The following is a 14,887-nucleotide window of genomic DNA, read 5'->3' as shown; positions in this document are numbered from 1 at the left end:
CCTGCCCGGTCCGGGCGCGGCGATCCGGCGGTTCCGGAGTGCCCATGCCCATCTATGAATTCGAATGCAGCCAGTGCGGTCACCGCTACGATCGCCTGCAGAAACTGTCCGATGCCGACCCCGTCGATTGCCCCGAGTGCGGCGCGCCCAAGGTGCGCCGACGCGTGAGCGCGCCCTCGTTCCGGCTGGCCGGCGGCGGCTGGTACGAGACCGATTTCAAGAAGGACGGCGACAAGAAGCGCAACCTGGCCGGCGACACCGCCGCCGCCCCGGCCGCCGCGCCTGCGGCTTCTCCTGCACCTGTACCCGCCGCGGCACCGGCTGCCAGTACCTCGTCGAGCGACTGAGCGCGCAAGCTGAATCGCCGCATGCCGCGGTAGCTGCCGTGCAGTACCCGCCTGCCGGTGGCTCGGTTACCTTGGCGGCACCACCACTGTCATGGAAGGGCCGTCATGCACATTGTGCTCAAGGTCGTGCTGGCTGCCGGCACGCTGCTGGCAGCCACGGGCTTCGCCGCGCGCGACGCGCGGGCGCAGGGTTACGGCGATCGCGGCCAGAGCCAGGAACTCTATTGCGCCAGCAACGACACCCGCGGTTCGCGCTGCCAGATGCCATGGCGTGATTCGGTGCTCGCCCAGCAGATGTCCAAGGCGGCCTGCATCGAGGGCCAGACCTGGGGCAGTGACCCCTACAGCGTCTGGATCAAGGGCGGCTGCCGCGGCAACTTCAGCAACGCACGTGGCTACGGCCGCCCCGGCTATGGTGGCGATCGCGGCGGCCAGGAAGTCTATTGCGCCAGCAATGACAGTCGCGGCACCCGTTGCCAGATGCCGTGGCGCTACTCCGAGCTGTCGCGGCAGATGTCCGACGCAGCCTGCGTCGAGGGCCGTACCTGGGGCAGCGATCCCTACAGCGTGTGGGTGAAGGGCGGATGCCGCGGCCAGTTCCGCGACGCCCGCGGCGGCCGGCCACGCTGGTAGTCCCGCCGTCGACCTCCGGCGCGGCGAGCCGGGAACGTGCGGGAAGGCAGTTTCCCGGCAGCCTGCTAAAATCCCCGGTCTTTCCTCCCGTTTCCCAGGGGCTGCGGCCCGGAGTTCCAAGCGCATGCGCACGCATTACTGCGGCCTCATCGACGAGTCGCTGGTCGGCCAGACCGTCACCTTGTGCGGTTGGGTCAACAAGATCCGCCTGCAGGCCCATGTGGCCTTCGTCGACCTGCGCGACCACGAGGGCTTGGCGCAGGTGGTGGTGGAGCGCGAGAACGCCGCCGCATTCGTGGTGGCCGGCGAGATCGGCAACGAGTACTGCGTGCGCGTCACCGGTACGCTGCGCAAGCGCCTGTCGGTGAACGACAAGCTGCGCACCGGCACGGTGGAAGTGCTGGCGGACAAGGTGGAGATCCTCAACGCCGCGAAGGACCTGCCGTTCGCGCTGCACGAGAACCCGAACGAGGACATGCGGATGACTTACCGCTACCTCGACCTGCGCCGCCCCGAGATGCAGGCAATGATGCGCAAGCGCATCAAGCTGGTGCAGGCGCTGCGCCGTTATCTCGATGCACGCGGCTTCCAGGACATCGAGACGCCGATCCTGACCAAGGCCACGCCCGAGGGCGCGCGCGACTACCTGGTGCCCAGCCGCGTGCATCCGGGCCAGTTCTACGCGCTGCCGCAGTCGCCGCAGCTGTTCAAGCAGATCCTGATGATGGCCGGCTTCGACCGCTACTACCAGATCGCGCGCTGCTTCCGCGACGAGGACCTGCGCGCCGATCGCCAGCCCGAATTCACCCAGCTCGACCTCGAGTTCGCCTTCGTCGAGGAACGGGACGTGCAGGACTTCGTGGAGGAGCTGATCCGCCACGTGTTCAAGGAAGTGCAGGGCGTCGAGCTGGACGCGACGTTCCCGCGCATGACCTGGGCCGAGGCGATGCGTCGCTACGGTTCGGACAAGCCCGACCTGCGCATCGCGCTGGAGCTGGTGGACGTGGCCGACGCGCTGAAGCACGTCGAGTTCAAGGTGTTCGCCGAGCCGGCGAACGACCCGGCTGGCCGGGTGGCCGCGCTGTGCGTGCCGGGAGGCAGCACGCTGTCGCGCAAGGAAATCGACGGCCTCACCGAATACGTGGCGCGCTACGGCGCCAAGGGCTTGGCCTGGCTCAAGGTCGAGGATCTCGCCAGGGGCCGCGAAGGCATCAACTCGCCGGTGGCGAAGTTCCTCGACGACGCGGCGCTGGATACCGTGCTCAAGGCGACCGGCGCCGCTTCGGGCGACATCGTGTTCGTGGGCGCAGGCAAGTGGAAGACGGTCACCGACTTCATGGGCGCGCTGCGCCTGAAGGTCGTCAAGGACCGCGGTCTGGTCGCCGAAGGCTGGAAGCCGCTCTGGGTCACCGACTTCCCGATGTTCGAGTACGACGAGGAGGCGCAGCGCCACGTGGCACTGCATCACCCGTTCACCGCACCGAAGATCGACGACATCGCGGATCTCAAGAGCCACGCCGCCACCGCGGTGAGCCGCGGTTACGACATGGTGCTCAACGGCAACGAGATCGGCGGCGGCTCGATCCGCATCCATCGCCCCGAGATGCAGAGCGCGGTGTTCGAGCTGCTCGGCATCGGCGCGGACGAGGCCGAGGCGAAGTTCGGCTTCCTGCTCAAGGCGCTGAAATTCGGCGCGCCACCGCACGGCGGCCTGGCCTTCGGCATCGATCGCATCGCCGCCCTGATGGCCGGTACCGAGTCGATCCGCGACGTGATCGCCTTCCCCAAGACCACCAGCGCGCAGGACTTGATGACCGACGCGCCGTCGATGGTCTCGGAGCCGCAGCTCAAGGAGCTGCACGTGCGCGTCGCCGCGGCGGACAAACTGCACGGCTGAGCCGCCGCGGGCCAGGGACCGGCCGGTTTCGTGACTCACGGGTTTTGCCCCATCGGGGGCGGGCTCGCTCGTCGTCTCCGTCGGTGTATCCAGGCACTTTCGCGCATGACCGAACACATCATCCTGCTGCACGGCCTGTGGATGCGCGGCTTCGCGCTGGGCATGCTGCACCGTCGGTTGATCGCCGACGGCTACCGCGTGCACCGCTTCGACTACCTCAGCGTGGCCTCGTCGCAGCAGCGCATCCTCGCGCGGCTGCAGGCGCGGATGGGCGATTGCGCACCCGACGCGGTGCACCTGGTGGGGCACAGCCTGGGTGGCCTCTTGGCGCTGCGCGCCTGCCTCGACGCGGAGACGCTGCCGCCGGGGCGCGTGGTCTGCCTTGGCTCGCCGCTCAAGGGCAGTGCGGCGGCGCGCGCCTTCGCCACGTGGGGGCGTGGCGGCGAAGTGCTGCTGGGGCACAACCGCAGCCTGCTGGAGCAGGGTCTCGAGCGCTGGGACGGCCCGCGCGAGGTCGGCGTGATCGCCGGCCGCCTGCCGCTGGGGCTGGGGGCGATGCTGGGCCAGCTGGCCGGCGAGCACGACGGCACCGTGGCGGTGGAGGAAACCCGGCTGCCCGGCGTGGCCGACCACTGCGTGGTCGAGGCCAACCACACCGGCCTGCTGTTCTCGCAGGAAGTGGCGCGTCTGGTGACCGCGTTCCTGCGGCATGGCCATTTCGACACCACGGCGGCTTGAGCGCGGTGCACTGGCGGCGATCCGCCCGTCTTGCGGTAAAATCGTCCGCTTGTCCTTTTTGAACCGAGTCCGGGTGTCCCCATGGGTAGAGGTCCGTCCATCGAAGGCCGCAAGAACGCCGAGGACGCCAAGCGCGCCAAGGTGTTCACCAAGCTGATCCGCGAGATCACCGTCGCCACGCGCGCCGGCGTGGCCGACCCGGCGAGCAATCCGCGCCTGCGCGCCGCAGTGGACAAGGCGCTCGCGGCGAACATGACCAAGGACACCATCGAGCGCGCGATCAAGCGCGGCTCGGGTGCCGATGGCGCCGGCGAGGAGATGCGCTACGAAGGCTACGGTCCCGGCGGCATCGCGCTGATCATCGACTGCTTCACCGACAACCCCGTGCGCACCGTGGCCGACGTGCGCCACGCGCTGACCAGGCACGGCGGCAACCTCGGCACCTCGGGCTCGGTGGCGTTCCAGTTCACCCGCTGCGGCGAGCTGGCCTTCGCCACCGGTGGCGACGCGGCGAAGGAAGAAAAGGTGCTGGAAGCGGCGCTGGAAGCCGGCGCTGACGACGTGGTCAACGAAGGCGGCGAGAGCACGGTGCTGTGCGCGCCGGAGAGTTTCGAGGCGGTGCAGCAGGCGCTGATCGCGGCCGGCCTTGGCGCCGAACACGCCGGCGTGGGCATGCGCCCGAACAACCGCGTGGCGGTGACCGGCGAGGCGCTGGAAGCGCTCACCGCGATGCTCGACAAGCTCGATGGCCTCGACGACGTGAGCGAGGTCTATCACAACGCCTTGCTGCCGGCCGAGAGCGGCGGCTGAGCCGCCGTCGCGGCGCCAGAGCGAACCGATTCCGCGATGACGCGCATCCTCGGCATCGACCCCGGCAGTCAGCGCACCGGCGTGGGCATCATCGACGTCGATGCCGCCGGCAAGCTCACGCACGTGTTCCATGGCGCGCTGGCAGTCGCTGGCGAAGCCAGCTTCCCGCTGCGCCTGAAACGCATTTTTGACGAACTGAATGACATCATCGCCGCCCATCGACCGGACGAGTGCGGCATCGAGCGCGTGTTCATGGCGCGCAACGCCGATTCGGCCTTGAAGCTGGGACAGGCGAGGGGTGCCGCGATCTGCGCGGTGGTGAGCCGGGGAATCGCGGTGCACGAGTACGCAGCGACGGAAGTGAAGCAGGCCGTGGTCGGCACGGGCCGCGGCGACAAGGCGCAGGTGCAGCACATGGTCGGCATCCTGCTGGGCCTGAAGGGGCCGCTGCAGGCCGATGCCGCCGATGCACTGGCGATCGCGGTGGCGCATGCGCACACGCGTGCCAGCTTGCAGCGCGTGGGCATTCCGCGCACGGCATGGAGGCGGCGATGATCGGTCGCCTGCGCGGGACGCTCGTGTCGAAGCAGCCGCCCTGGCTGCTGGTGGAAGTGGGCGGCATCGGCTACGAGCTGGAGGCGCCGATGTCCACCATCTACGATCTGCCGGGACTGGGCAAGGAAGTGGTGCTGCTCACCCATTACGCGCAGAAGGAAGACAGCGTGGCGCTGTACGGCTTCCTGCAGGAGGCCGAGCGCACGCTGTTCCGCAACCTGCAGAAGGTTTCGGGGATCGGCGCGAAGATCGCGCTGGCAGTGCTGTCCGGCGTCTCCACCAGCGATTTCGCGCGCCTGGTGCATGCCGGCGACGTGGTGGCACTGACCAAGATCCCCGGCATCGGCAAGAAGACCGCCGAACGCATCGTGGTGGAACTGCGCGACCGCGTGGACGGCATGGCCGCGAGCCTGCCGGGCGCCGCGGCGACCGGTGCACCGCTGGATGCGGCCGGCGAGGCCACCGTGGCGCTGCAGCAGCTGGGCTACAAGCCCGCCGAAGTCACCCGCCTGGTGCAGAAGGTCGCCGTTGACGGCGACAGCGCCGAAGCCATCATCCGCAAGGCGCTGCGCGCCGCGCTGGGGAGTTGAACCAAGTGAACCCTACCGTTGCCGGCGGCGATGCCGCCGCCGAAACCAAGCGGCGCCTTGCCGCCTTGGCCGTGGGTGCCATCGGCGTGGTCTACGGCGACATCGGCACCAGCCCGCTGTACACCTTGCAGACGACGTTGAGCCACGACGGCATGCACCCCACGCCGGCCAGCGTCTACGGCGTGCTGTCGCTGATCTTCTGGGCGCAGATCCTGGTGGTGTCGCTGAAGTACGTGGTGTTCATCATGCGTGCCGACAACAAGGGCGAGGGCGGCATCATGGCGCTGATGGCGCTGGCCCAGCGCTGCGTGCGCGAGCAACCCAGGCTGCGCTGGGTGCTGGTGATCCTCGGCATCTTCGGCGCGTCGCTGTTCTACGGCGACGGCGTGATCACGCCGGCGATCTCGGTGTTGGGCGCGGTGGAGGGCGTGAAGGTCGTCTCGCCCGGCCTGAGCGAGTGGGTCGTGCCGCTCACCGTGGTGGTGCTGATCCTGCTGTTCCTGTTGCAGCGGCACGGCACCGAGCGCGTGGGAAAGCTGTTCGGGCCGGTGATGATGGTCTGGTTCGTGGTGATCGCGCTGCTTGGCGCGAACATGATTGCGCGCCATCCACAGGTGCTGTACGCGGTGTACCCGGGTTATGCGGTGAAGTTCTTCTTCAGCCACGGCATTCAGGCTTTCATCGCGCTGGGCGGCGTGGTGCTGGCGCTGACTGGCGCCGAAGCGCTGTACGCCGACATGGGGCATTTCGGCAAGAAGCCGATCCGTGCGGCGTGGTTTGGCTTCGTGCTTCCGGCGTTGCTGCTGAATTATTTTGGGCAGGGCGCGCTGCTGTTGATGCACCCGGAGGCGATCGACAGCCCGTTCTTCAAGCTGGTGCCTTCGATCCTGCTGTACCCGATGATCGCGCTGGCCACCGCTGCGGCAGTGATCGCCTCGCAGGCGGTGATCTCAGGCGCGTTCTCGATGACCCGCGAGGCGATGTCGCTGGGCTATTCGATGCGCATGCCGATCGTGCATACCTCGCGCGAGATGTCCGGGCAGATCTTCGTGCCCTGGGTCAACAACTTCCTGCTGCTGATGGTGCTGTTCGCGGTGCTGCATTTCGGCAGCTCCGAAAAGCTGAGCGCGGCCTATGGCATCGCCGTGACCGGTACCATGAGCATCACCACGGTGCTGGCGCTGGTCGTGGCGCGCCGGCAGTGGCACTGGAAACTGCCGGCGGTGATCGCGGCGGGCGTGCTGTTCCTGGTGATCGACCTGTCGTTCTTCGGCGCGAACCTGATCAAGGTCGAGTACGGCGGCTGGTTCCCGCTGGTACTGGGGCTGGCGGTGTTCACCTGGATGACCACCTGGCGCCGTGGCCGCGAGCTGGTGGTGCGCGAGATCAAGCAGGGCGGCCTGGCGCTGGCGCCGTTCATCGCGGCGATGCGCGAGCACCCGCCGCTGCGCGTGCCGGGCACGGCGGTGTTCCTCACCGCGAACCAGAATGCGGTGCCGCATGCGCTGCTGCACAACCTCAAGCACAACAAGGTGCTGCATGAGCGCAACGTGCTGCTGACGGTGGAGATGCTGGAGACGCCGGTGGCCGACGCCGAGGAACGCATCCATATCGACGCGCTGGGCGACGAGTTCCACGGCATCGCGCTGCGCTTCGGCTTCGCCGAGGACCCGAACGTGCCGCTGGCATTGTCGCAATGCGCACGCGCCGGCCTCGGCTTCGACATGATGGACACCACGTTCTTCCTGTCGCGCGAGAACATCGTGGCCGACAAGCGTCGTCCCGGCATGGCGTTGTGGCGCGACAAGCTGTTCGTCTTCATGGCGCGGAACGCGCTGCCGGCGACCGCGTATTTCCAGATCCCGGGCAACCGCCTCATCGAACTCGGCGCGCAGGTCGAGATTTGATCCTGCGAGCGGCACTGCCGCTCGCGGGGCAAGGCCTTGCGGCATAATGCGCGCATGACCGACCCCCGCCTCATCACCCCCGTCTCCCAGCTCGACGACGAGGCGCTGGAGGCAACGATCCGTCCGCGCCGCTTCGCCGAGTACCTCGGCCAGCAGGCGGTGCGCGAGCAGCTGGAGATCTACATCGAGGCGGCCCGCAAAAGGGGCGGCGCACTGGACCATGTGCTGATCTTCGGTCCGCCTGGCCTCGGCAAGACCACGCTCAGCCACGTGATAGCGAACGAGCTGGGCGTGAGCCTGCGCTCCACCTCCGGCCCGGTGCTGGAACGCGCCGGCGACCTCGCCGCGCTGCTCACCAACCTGCAGCCGAACGACGTGCTGTTCGTGGACGAGATCCACCGGCTGTCGCCCACGGTGGAGGAGGTGTTGTACCCGGCGATGGAGGATTTCCAGATCGACATCATGATCGGCGAGGGCCCGGCCGCGCGCTCGATCAAGTTGGACCTGCCGCCGTTCACGCTGATCGGCGCCACCACGCGCGCCGGGATGCTCACGGCCCCGTTGCGCGACCGCTTCGGCATCGTGCAGCGGCTGGAGTTCTACACGGTGGACGAGCTCACCGCGATCGTGCGCCGCGCCGCGAAGATCCTCGGCATCGTCTGCGCGCTGGACGGCGCCCAGGAGATCGCCCGCCGTTCGCGCGGCACGCCGCGCATCGCCAACCGCCTGCTGCGCCGGGTGCGCGACTATGCCGAGGTGCGTGCCGGCGGCGAGATCACCCTGGCCGCGGCGCAGGCCGCGCTGGACATGCTGAAGATCGACCCGGACGGCCTCGACGAGCTGGACCGCCGCCTGCTCGGCACCATCATCGAGAGCTTCGACGGCGGTCCGGTGGGTGTGGAGTCGCTGGCCGCCGCGCTCAGCGAGGACCGCGGCACGCTGGAAGACGTGGTCGAGCCCTACCTGATCCAGCAGGGTTTCCTGGTGCGCACCGCGCGCGGCCGCATGGCCAGCGCGCGGGCCTGGCGCCACCTGGGCCTGAATCCGCCGCCGCGCCAGGCGCAGGCGGCCGACCTGTTCGCGGGAGGCGGCGCCGATGGCTGAGCGCGAACCCTTCCGCTGGCCGGTGCGGGTGTACTGGGAGGACACCGACGCCGGCGGCGTGGTCTACCACGCCAGCTACCTGCGTTTCCTGGAGCGGGCCCGCAGCGAGTGGCTGCGCGCGCTGGGCATCGGCCAGATGGCGTTCAAGGAAAGCACCGGACTGGCCTTCCTGGTGCGCGAGATGCAGCTGGATTTCCTGCGCGCCGCCCTGCTAGACGATGAACTGTCGGTGACGGTGGCTGTCAAGGAACGGCGCGCAGCCAGTATCCTGTTCGGCCAGACGATCGAGCGTGCCGACGGTGCCTGCCTGGTCCGCGCCAGCGTGCGCGTGGCCTGTGTGGACACCCGGCGCATGCGCGCCGTGGCGATCCCTGCGGACCTGATCCTGGAACCTGCCCCCTGACCACCCAGCCGAAGCGGAGTACCCCAAGGCAATGAACGGCGGATTGAACATTTTCGAGCTGATCGCGGGCTCCAGCCTGCCCGTGAAGGGCGTGCTGCTGATCCTGCTGGTGTTCTCCTTCATGTCCTGGGTCATCATCATCCGCAAGTACGGCCAGACCAAGGCGGCGCTGGAGAACGCGGAGACCTTCGAGGAGCGTTTCTGGTCCGGCGGCGACCTGGCCCAGCTGTTCCGCGAAGTGAGCCACCGCGGCGCCAGCGACGGCATGGAGAACATCTTCGAGTCGGGCTTCCGCGAATTCGCCCGCCAGCGCCAGCGCAAGACCAACGACCAGCGCAGCGTGATCGAGGGTTCCGAGCGCGCGATGCAGGTGGCCGGTACCCGCGAGATCGGCGCGCTGGAGCGCAACCTGGAGTTCCTCGCCAACGTCGGCTCGATCAGCCCCTATGTGGGCCTGTTCGGCACGGTGTGGGGCATCATGGGCGCGTTCCAGGGCCTGGGCGACATGAAGGACGTCACCATCGCGGTGGTCGCGCCGCACATCTCCGAGGCGCTGATCGCCACCGCGATGGGCCTGTTCGCGGCGATCCCCGCGCAGTGGGCCTACAACCGCTACGCCACCAAGGTGGAGCGCATCGCCTCGCGCTACGACGTGTTCCAGGAGGAGTTCTCCTCCGTGCTGCAGCGGCAGATCCAGTCCGACGACGCGGCCTGAGCGGAGCGTCCGACATGCAGAACTCACGGCGCCACAAGCGCTACAAGCTGAAATCCGAGATCAACGTCGTCCCCTACATCGACGTGATGCTGGTGCTGCTGATCATCTTCATGGTCACCACGCCGATGCTGAACTCCAACGTCGACGTGAACCTGCCGCAGGCCGACGCCAAGGCGCTGCAAGCCAAGAAGGACAACCTGATCGTGCAGGTGGCGAAGGACGGCACGCTCGCCCTCGTGGTGGGCAGCGGCAAGCCCGAGCCGGTGGACGAGGCGGGGCTCCAGGCCAAGGTCAAGGCCTTCAGGGATGCCAATCCGCAGCTCAGCGTGCTGGTGGCCGGCGATACCGCTGGCAACTACGGCGGCGTCTACAAGGTGCTGGCAACCCTGCAGCAGGCGGGCGTCGACAAGGTCGGCTTGATGAGCACGCCAGGCGAAGGCCCGGGCCAGGGTCAGGGGTCCCATGGACGACCGTAAGGCGACCCCGCGGGCAGTGGTGTTGTCCGCCCTGCTGCACCTCGGCATCGTGGCGTTCCTGTTCCTCGCGGTGCTGCCGTGCGCCAGCTACGAGGCGTTCTTCAACGCCTTGCACCTGCCGGCGTGGATGAACCCGATCACCTGCTCGCGCCCGCTGGAGCTGAAGGGGCCGGTGATCGAGGCCACCCTGATCGGCCCCACCGGCAGCCCGCCGCCGAAGGCGGTGAAGACCAAGCCGATTCCGGATACCGTGCCGCCCCCGCCGGCCGTGCCGCCGCCGGTGCCACCACCGGTGGTGCAGCCCAAGGTCGCGCCGCTGCCGCCACCACCCGAGCATCCCGACCTCAAGGACCAGGAGCGCGTGGTCGAGCAGGGCTTGCAGCAGGCCGAGGAGAAGAAGCTGCAGGAAGAGAAACAGCGCCAGCGCCAGGCCGAGCTGGACGCGCAGGCAGCGCAGAAGAAAAAGGAAGAACTGAAGAAGATCGACGAGCTGTTCGCGAAGATGGACGCCGCCTCGGCGCAGACCAAGAAGGCGGACAGCAAGGCCAGGCAGGCCAAGCAGCAACTTGCGGATCTCAAGAACGCCCAGGAGAACGGTCAGGCCGACCTGCCCAACGCCGCGCAGCGGCAGACCGGCAACAACGCCCAGAACAGCAATCTCTCCGACGAATATGCCGCGGCCATTCAGAATGCGGTCACGCCGAATTGGTTAAGGCCGGATAACATGCCGAATGTTCCGTGCAAGGTACACGTTGTGCAGTTGCCGGGCGGCGACGTGCTGAGTGCCACGGTCGATTCCAGTTGCCCGTACGACGAGGCGGGGCGGCGTTCGGTGGAAAACGCCATCCTGCGCACCAAGACCCTGCCGTACAAGGGTTTCGAGAGCGTGTTCCAACGCGATCTGACCTTCACCTTCTCGCCGCAATGATGAGCCTCATGCGCAAACCGAATCCGCTGTACGCCCTCGTCCTGCTGCTCGTCACGGCGCTGTTTGCCGGGCAGGCGGCCGCGCAGACCGGCGGCCTCGACATCCAGATCGCCAACGGTGTGAAGACCGCCACCCCGATCGCGGTGGTGCCGTTCGCCCAGCCCGGCGTGGCGCCGCTGCCGACCGACGTGGCCGACGTGATCCGCAACGATCTCAACCGCAGCGGCAAGTTCCGCTCGCTGGCCAAGAGCGACATCGTGGAGTTTCCTGCCAAGGGCGCGGACATCAAGTTCGCCACCTGGCGCCTGCTCAAGCAGGACTTCATCACGGTGGGCAGCGTCAGCGACGCCGGCGGCGGCATGCTCAAGATCAACTACGAGCTGTGGGACGTGAACAAGCAGCAGAACCTGCTGGCGGCGTCCTACACCGCACCGGCGGGCGACCTGCGTGGCGTGGCGCACCAGATTGCCGACGCGATCTACCAGAAGATCACCGGCGTGCGCGGGGCGTTCTGGACCCGCATCGCCTACATCACCCAGGTCGGCCTGGGCAACAACACCATGTATTCGCTGGTGGTGGCCGATTCGGATGGCTACAACCCGCAGGTGGTGGCGCGCTCGCACGAGTCGCTGATGTCGCCGGCGTGGTCGCCGGACGGCAAGAAGATCGCCTACGTCTCCTTCGAGAGCGGCAATTCGCAGATCTACGTGCAAGACCTCACCACCGGCGCCCGCCAGCTGGTGGAATCGCATGCCAAGGGCATCAACGGTGCGCCGGCGTGGTCCCCCGACGGCCGGAAGCTGGCGGTGGCGTTGTCCTACGTGGGTAACCTCGAACTGTTCGTGCTCGACGTGGCCTCCCGCCAGGAAACCCGGCTGACCCACAACCTCGCGATCGACACCGAGCCGGTATGGGCACCGGACGGCCAGTCCATCTATTTCACCTCCGACCGTTCCGGCCGGCCGCAGATCTACCAGATCCCGGCCAGCGGCGGCACCGCCCAGCGGATCAGCTTCCAGGGCACCTACAACTCCAATTGCAGCATCAGCTACGACGGCAAGGAACTTGCCATGGTGCAGGGCAACGGGAACGTGTATCGTATCGCAGTGATGGATCTCGGCTTGGGTGGGCAGGTGCATTTCCTCTCGCCGGGACCGCTGGATTTCGGTCCCAGCTGGGCGCCGAACGCCAGCATGCTGCTGTACGGTGCCACTGAAGGTCCGCGCGGCGTGCTGTATGCCACTTCGGCTGACGGCATGGTGCGCCAGCGTCTTGCGCTCGCCAATGGCAGCGTGAGCGATCCTGCTTGGGGTCCGTATCGACAGCAATGAATTTTGACCGCCGCATTCGCGTGCGGCGGTCGATGCCGGGGACGGTCCGCGAGGGTCGCGCCCGGCGTGTTTTGCCGGCCGCAACGCCTTCGCGCGCCAGGGTCAGCCATTGAAGGCGCGCATCACACGCCGTTGATCTTGCAAGACCAAAATAAACAACAGCCGGTCCACCGGCGATTTCGTCCCGTAACCAGTCCGTCACTGTATGCCGGAACTCAACACGTTTGAAGGAACGTCACCATGAATAAGACCGTTCGCGTCGCCCTGGTCGCCCTGCTTTGCGTTGGCGCGGCCGCCTGTTCCAAGAAGCAGGAAGTCAAGCCGCAGGCTCCGGCCAGCGAGCCCGTCGCCCAGACCCAGCCGGCCGAGACCAGCGGCAAGTACACGCCGGCCGACCTCAACACCGATGCCTGCCTGCGCCAGCGCGTCGTGTACTTCGACTTCGACAAGTCCGAGATCAAGCCGGAGTTCCAGCAGATCATGGCTTGCCACGCCAAGTACCTGCAGGACCGCCCGATGGCGCAGATGCGTCTGGAAGGCAACACCGACGAGCGCGGCTCCAAGGAATACAACCTGGGCCTGGGCGAGCGTCGTGCGAACGCCGTGTCCAGCGCGCTGCAGGCCAACGGCGGTTCCGCCAGCCAGATCAGCGTGATCAGCTACGGCAAGGAGAAGCCGGTGTGCCGCGAGCACAACGAGGATTGCTGGAGCAAGAACCGTCGCGTCGAGATCGTCTACACGGCCGAGTAAGCGATGAAGCCTCTGGCCAGCAAACTTGCAGCCAGGATCGGCATGGCGGGCGCATTAGCGTCCGCCATGCTTTTCGTGCTGCCGGTATTCGCGCAGGACTCGCGCCTGAGCCTTGCCGACCGCGTCTCCCTGCTGGAGCAGCGGGCGCAGAACAAGGACCAGAGCAGCGCCACGCTGGTCAACCAGCTGCAGCAGGTGCAGTCGCAGCTGCGTGACATGCAGGGCCAGATCGAGGAACTGCAGCACCAGCTGCAGCAGCTCCAGGACAAGAGCAAAGACCAATACATCGACCTCGACTCCCGTCTGGGACGTCTCGAGGCCGCCAGCAAGACGGGCGCGGCGCCGGCTTCCGGCAGCAGCGCACCGGCCGCCGCGGGAGCCGCCGCCACGGGCACGGCCGCCGCTGCGGGCAATCCGGCGGCCAACGCCACGTCAACTCCGACCACCCAGGCACCGCCTGCCAAGGGCGGCAACAAGCCGCTTTCGGCAGCGGACAACGCCGCGGCGCAGGCCGCCTACGACGCCGCCTTCAAAACGCTTCGCGGTGGCGACTACGTCGGCGCCTCGCGCGAGTTCCGCAAGTTCATCGAGCAGTACCCGGATCATTCGCTCACCCCGAATGCGTTCTACTGGCTGGGTGAGTCGTACTACGTCACTACCAACTACAAGGTGGCGCTGGAGGCGTTCCAGCATCTGCTGAACCAGTTCCCGCAGAGCGAGAAGGCGCCCGACGCCCTGCTCAAGGTTGGCTACTGCCAGCTCGAACTGAAGCAGGCGCCGGCCGCGAAGGCCACGCTCGAGTCCGTGGTCAGCAAATACCCCAGCTCCAAGGCCGCCAGCCTCGCGAAGGAGCGGCTGCGCCGCATCCAGGCCGGTTGAGGGCATGGCCGTGAGTGATGCCAGCACCAGCGCGGCCACGGCCGCGCCCGCGGTCGCCGCCGAGCGGCTGCGCATCACCGAGATCTTCCATTCGATCCAGGGCGAGGCCGATGCGATCGGCTGGCCCACCGTGTTCGTGCGCCTCACCGGCTGCCCGCTGCGCTGCGTGTGGTGTGACACCACGTACTCGTTCCATGGCGGCGAGTGGCGCACGATCGACGACATCCTCGCCGAGGTCGCGCGCCATGGTGCGCGGCATGTCTGCGTCACCGGTGGCGAACCGCTGGCGCAGAAGCGTTGCCTGACCCTGCTGCAGCGCCTGTGCGACGCCGGCCACGAAGTCTCGCTGGAGACCTCCGGCGCGCTGGACGTGGCCGCAGTCGACCCGCGCGTGCGCAAGGTGATGGACCTGAAGGCGCCGGACTCCGGCGAAAGCGCGCGCAACCTGTGGTCCAACCTCGACCACCTGCTGCCGCACGACCAGGTGAAGGTCGTGATCGCCAGCCGCGCCGACTACGAGTGGGCGCGCGGCGTGGTGGCCGAACACGCGATCGACCGGCGCTGCATGGTGCTGTTCTCGCCGGTCTGGGGCCAGGTCGCGCCGCGCGAACTGGCCGAATGGATCATCGCCGACAAGCTGCCCGTGCGCTTCCAGCTGCAGCTGCACAAGCTGCTGTGGAATGACGCACCGGGAAGGTAATGAGTGCGTTCGTCCTTGGGCGCGAGAGTCAAAAGGCGGCCATCGATGGCCGCACTTCCCAGGAAAATTCGCGCTGGCCGTGCCGCCACGGACGACAAGCGAATCCCGCGCTGCGGCCTGTGTC

17 protein-coding genes are annotated in these 14,887 nt (G+C 67.7%); all 17 read left to right on the top strand.

Going from position 1 to position 14,887, the window contains the following annotated elements; all coding sequences use genetic code 11:
* The first annotated feature begins 44 nt into the window (after positions 1-44).
* The 17 genes from B0E52_RS05435 to queE all read left to right on the top strand — a co-directional run bounded on the left by B0E52_RS05435 (position 45) and on the right by queE (position 14,763).
* Positions 45-347: a zinc ribbon domain-containing protein gene (locus B0E52_RS05435; protein WP_077482373.1), complete on the top strand. Its 303-nt coding sequence runs from the start codon at positions 45-47 to the stop codon at positions 345-347.
* Between the two features lie 105 nt (positions 348-452).
* Positions 453-980: a DUF3011 domain-containing protein gene (locus B0E52_RS05430; protein ID WP_077482372.1), complete on the top strand. Its 528-nt coding sequence runs from the start codon at positions 453-455 to the stop codon at positions 978-980.
* Between the two features lie 124 nt (positions 981-1,104).
* Positions 1,105-2,877 (top strand): aspartate--tRNA ligase, encoded by a 1,773-nt coding sequence (aspS, locus tag B0E52_RS05425; RefSeq protein WP_077482371.1) that lies wholly within the window; start codon positions 1,105-1,107, stop codon positions 2,875-2,877.
* 105 nt (positions 2,878-2,982) lie between these two features.
* Positions 2,983-3,615, top strand: a complete 633-nt coding sequence (locus tag B0E52_RS05420) for an alpha/beta fold hydrolase (RefSeq protein ID WP_077482370.1) — start codon at positions 2,983-2,985, stop codon at positions 3,613-3,615.
* Positions 3,616-3,696: 81 nt separating this feature from the next.
* A complete protein-coding gene (locus B0E52_RS05415; protein WP_077482369.1) occupies positions 3,697-4,425 on the top strand; it encodes a YebC/PmpR family DNA-binding transcriptional regulator in 729 nt (242 codons plus the stop codon).
* Between the two features lie 36 nt (positions 4,426-4,461).
* Positions 4,462-4,980: a crossover junction endodeoxyribonuclease RuvC gene (gene ruvC, locus B0E52_RS05410; protein WP_077482368.1), complete on the top strand. Its 519-nt coding sequence runs from the start codon at positions 4,462-4,464 to the stop codon at positions 4,978-4,980.
* Complete coding sequence (gene ruvA / locus B0E52_RS05405; RefSeq protein WP_077482413.1) at positions 4,977-5,570, top strand: Holliday junction branch migration protein RuvA; 594 nt, start codon at positions 4,977-4,979, stop codon at positions 5,568-5,570. Before ruvC ends, ruvA begins: the two co-directional genes overlap by 4 nt.
* A 5-nt stretch (positions 5,571-5,575) precedes the next feature.
* Positions 5,576-7,477 carry a potassium transporter Kup gene (locus tag B0E52_RS05400; protein ID WP_077482415.1) on the top strand — a complete coding sequence of 634 codons (1,902 nt, stop codon included), beginning with the start codon at positions 5,576-5,578 and terminating at the stop codon, positions 7,475-7,477.
* A gap of 54 nt (positions 7,478-7,531) precedes the next feature.
* Entirely contained in the window at positions 7,532-8,581 is a 1,050-nt protein-coding gene (gene ruvB / locus B0E52_RS05395; RefSeq protein ID WP_077482367.1) for a Holliday junction branch migration DNA helicase RuvB, read from the top strand.
* Entirely contained in the window at positions 8,574-8,984 is a 411-nt protein-coding gene (ybgC, locus tag B0E52_RS05390; protein WP_077482366.1) for a tol-pal system-associated acyl-CoA thioesterase, read from the top strand. Before ruvB ends, ybgC begins: the two co-directional genes overlap by 8 nt.
* Positions 8,985-9,015: 31 nt before the next feature.
* Positions 9,016-9,699, top strand: coding sequence for a protein TolQ (tolQ, locus tag B0E52_RS05385; RefSeq protein WP_077482365.1), 684 nt, complete (start codon positions 9,016-9,018; stop codon positions 9,697-9,699).
* A gap of 14 nt (positions 9,700-9,713) precedes the next feature.
* Complete coding sequence (tolR, locus tag B0E52_RS05380; protein ID WP_077482364.1) at positions 9,714-10,175, top strand: protein TolR; 462 nt, start codon at positions 9,714-9,716, stop codon at positions 10,173-10,175.
* Complete coding sequence (gene tolA, locus B0E52_RS05375; protein ID WP_077482363.1) at positions 10,162-11,103, top strand: cell envelope integrity protein TolA; 942 nt, start codon at positions 10,162-10,164, stop codon at positions 11,101-11,103. The genes tolR and tolA overlap by 14 nt, the downstream gene beginning before the upstream one ends.
* 8 nt (positions 11,104-11,111) lie before the next feature.
* Positions 11,112-12,434: a Tol-Pal system beta propeller repeat protein TolB gene (tolB, locus tag B0E52_RS05370; RefSeq protein ID WP_077482411.1), complete on the top strand. Its 1,323-nt coding sequence runs from the start codon at positions 11,112-11,114 to the stop codon at positions 12,432-12,434.
* Between the two features lie 240 nt (positions 12,435-12,674).
* Positions 12,675-13,184 carry a peptidoglycan-associated lipoprotein Pal gene (gene pal, locus B0E52_RS05365; protein ID WP_077482362.1) on the top strand — a complete coding sequence of 170 codons (510 nt, stop codon included), beginning with the start codon at positions 12,675-12,677 and terminating at the stop codon, positions 13,182-13,184.
* 42 nt (positions 13,185-13,226) lie between these two features.
* Positions 13,227-14,063, top strand: coding sequence for a tol-pal system protein YbgF (gene ybgF / locus B0E52_RS05360; RefSeq protein WP_077482361.1), 837 nt, complete (start codon positions 13,227-13,229; stop codon positions 14,061-14,063).
* A gap of 4 nt (positions 14,064-14,067) precedes the next feature.
* Positions 14,068-14,763, top strand: coding sequence for a 7-carboxy-7-deazaguanine synthase QueE (gene queE / locus B0E52_RS05355; RefSeq protein ID WP_077482360.1), 696 nt, complete (start codon positions 14,068-14,070; stop codon positions 14,761-14,763).
* Positions 14,764-14,887 lie beyond the last annotated feature (124 nt).

It is taken from the genome of Rhodanobacter sp. C06 (assembly GCF_002001105.1).
Classification (GTDB): domain Bacteria; phylum Pseudomonadota; class Gammaproteobacteria; order Xanthomonadales; family Rhodanobacteraceae; genus Rhodanobacter_A.
This window is presented reverse-complemented; position numbering and strand designations above follow the sequence as displayed.

Coding starts and splice junctions, on each gene's coding strand:
- B0E52_RS05435 (WP_077482373.1), top strand. CDS start 45: ATGCCCATCTATGAATTCGAATGCAGCCAGTGCGGTCACCGCTACGAT.
- B0E52_RS05430 (WP_077482372.1), top strand. CDS start 453: ATGCACATTGTGCTCAAGGTCGTGCTGGCTGCCGGCACGCTGCTGGCA.
- aspS (WP_077482371.1), top strand. CDS start 1,105: ATGCGCACGCATTACTGCGGCCTCATCGACGAGTCGCTGGTCGGCCAG.
- B0E52_RS05420 (WP_077482370.1), top strand. CDS start 2,983: ATGACCGAACACATCATCCTGCTGCACGGCCTGTGGATGCGCGGCTTC.
- B0E52_RS05415 (WP_077482369.1), top strand. CDS start 3,697: ATGGGTAGAGGTCCGTCCATCGAAGGCCGCAAGAACGCCGAGGACGCC.
- ruvC (WP_077482368.1), top strand. CDS start 4,462: ATGACGCGCATCCTCGGCATCGACCCCGGCAGTCAGCGCACCGGCGTG.
- ruvA (WP_077482413.1), top strand. CDS start 4,977: ATGATCGGTCGCCTGCGCGGGACGCTCGTGTCGAAGCAGCCGCCCTGG.
- ruvB (WP_077482367.1), top strand. CDS start 7,532: ATGACCGACCCCCGCCTCATCACCCCCGTCTCCCAGCTCGACGACGAG.
- ybgC (WP_077482366.1), top strand. CDS start 8,574: ATGGCTGAGCGCGAACCCTTCCGCTGGCCGGTGCGGGTGTACTGGGAG.
- tolQ (WP_077482365.1), top strand. CDS start 9,016: ATGAACGGCGGATTGAACATTTTCGAGCTGATCGCGGGCTCCAGCCTG.
- tolR (WP_077482364.1), top strand. CDS start 9,714: ATGCAGAACTCACGGCGCCACAAGCGCTACAAGCTGAAATCCGAGATC.
- tolA (WP_077482363.1), top strand. CDS start 10,162: ATGGACGACCGTAAGGCGACCCCGCGGGCAGTGGTGTTGTCCGCCCTG.
- tolB (WP_077482411.1), top strand. CDS start 11,112: ATGCGCAAACCGAATCCGCTGTACGCCCTCGTCCTGCTGCTCGTCACG.
- pal (WP_077482362.1), top strand. CDS start 12,675: ATGAATAAGACCGTTCGCGTCGCCCTGGTCGCCCTGCTTTGCGTTGGC.
- ybgF (WP_077482361.1), top strand. CDS start 13,227: ATGGCGGGCGCATTAGCGTCCGCCATGCTTTTCGTGCTGCCGGTATTC.
- queE (WP_077482360.1), top strand. CDS start 14,068: ATGGCCGTGAGTGATGCCAGCACCAGCGCGGCCACGGCCGCGCCCGCG.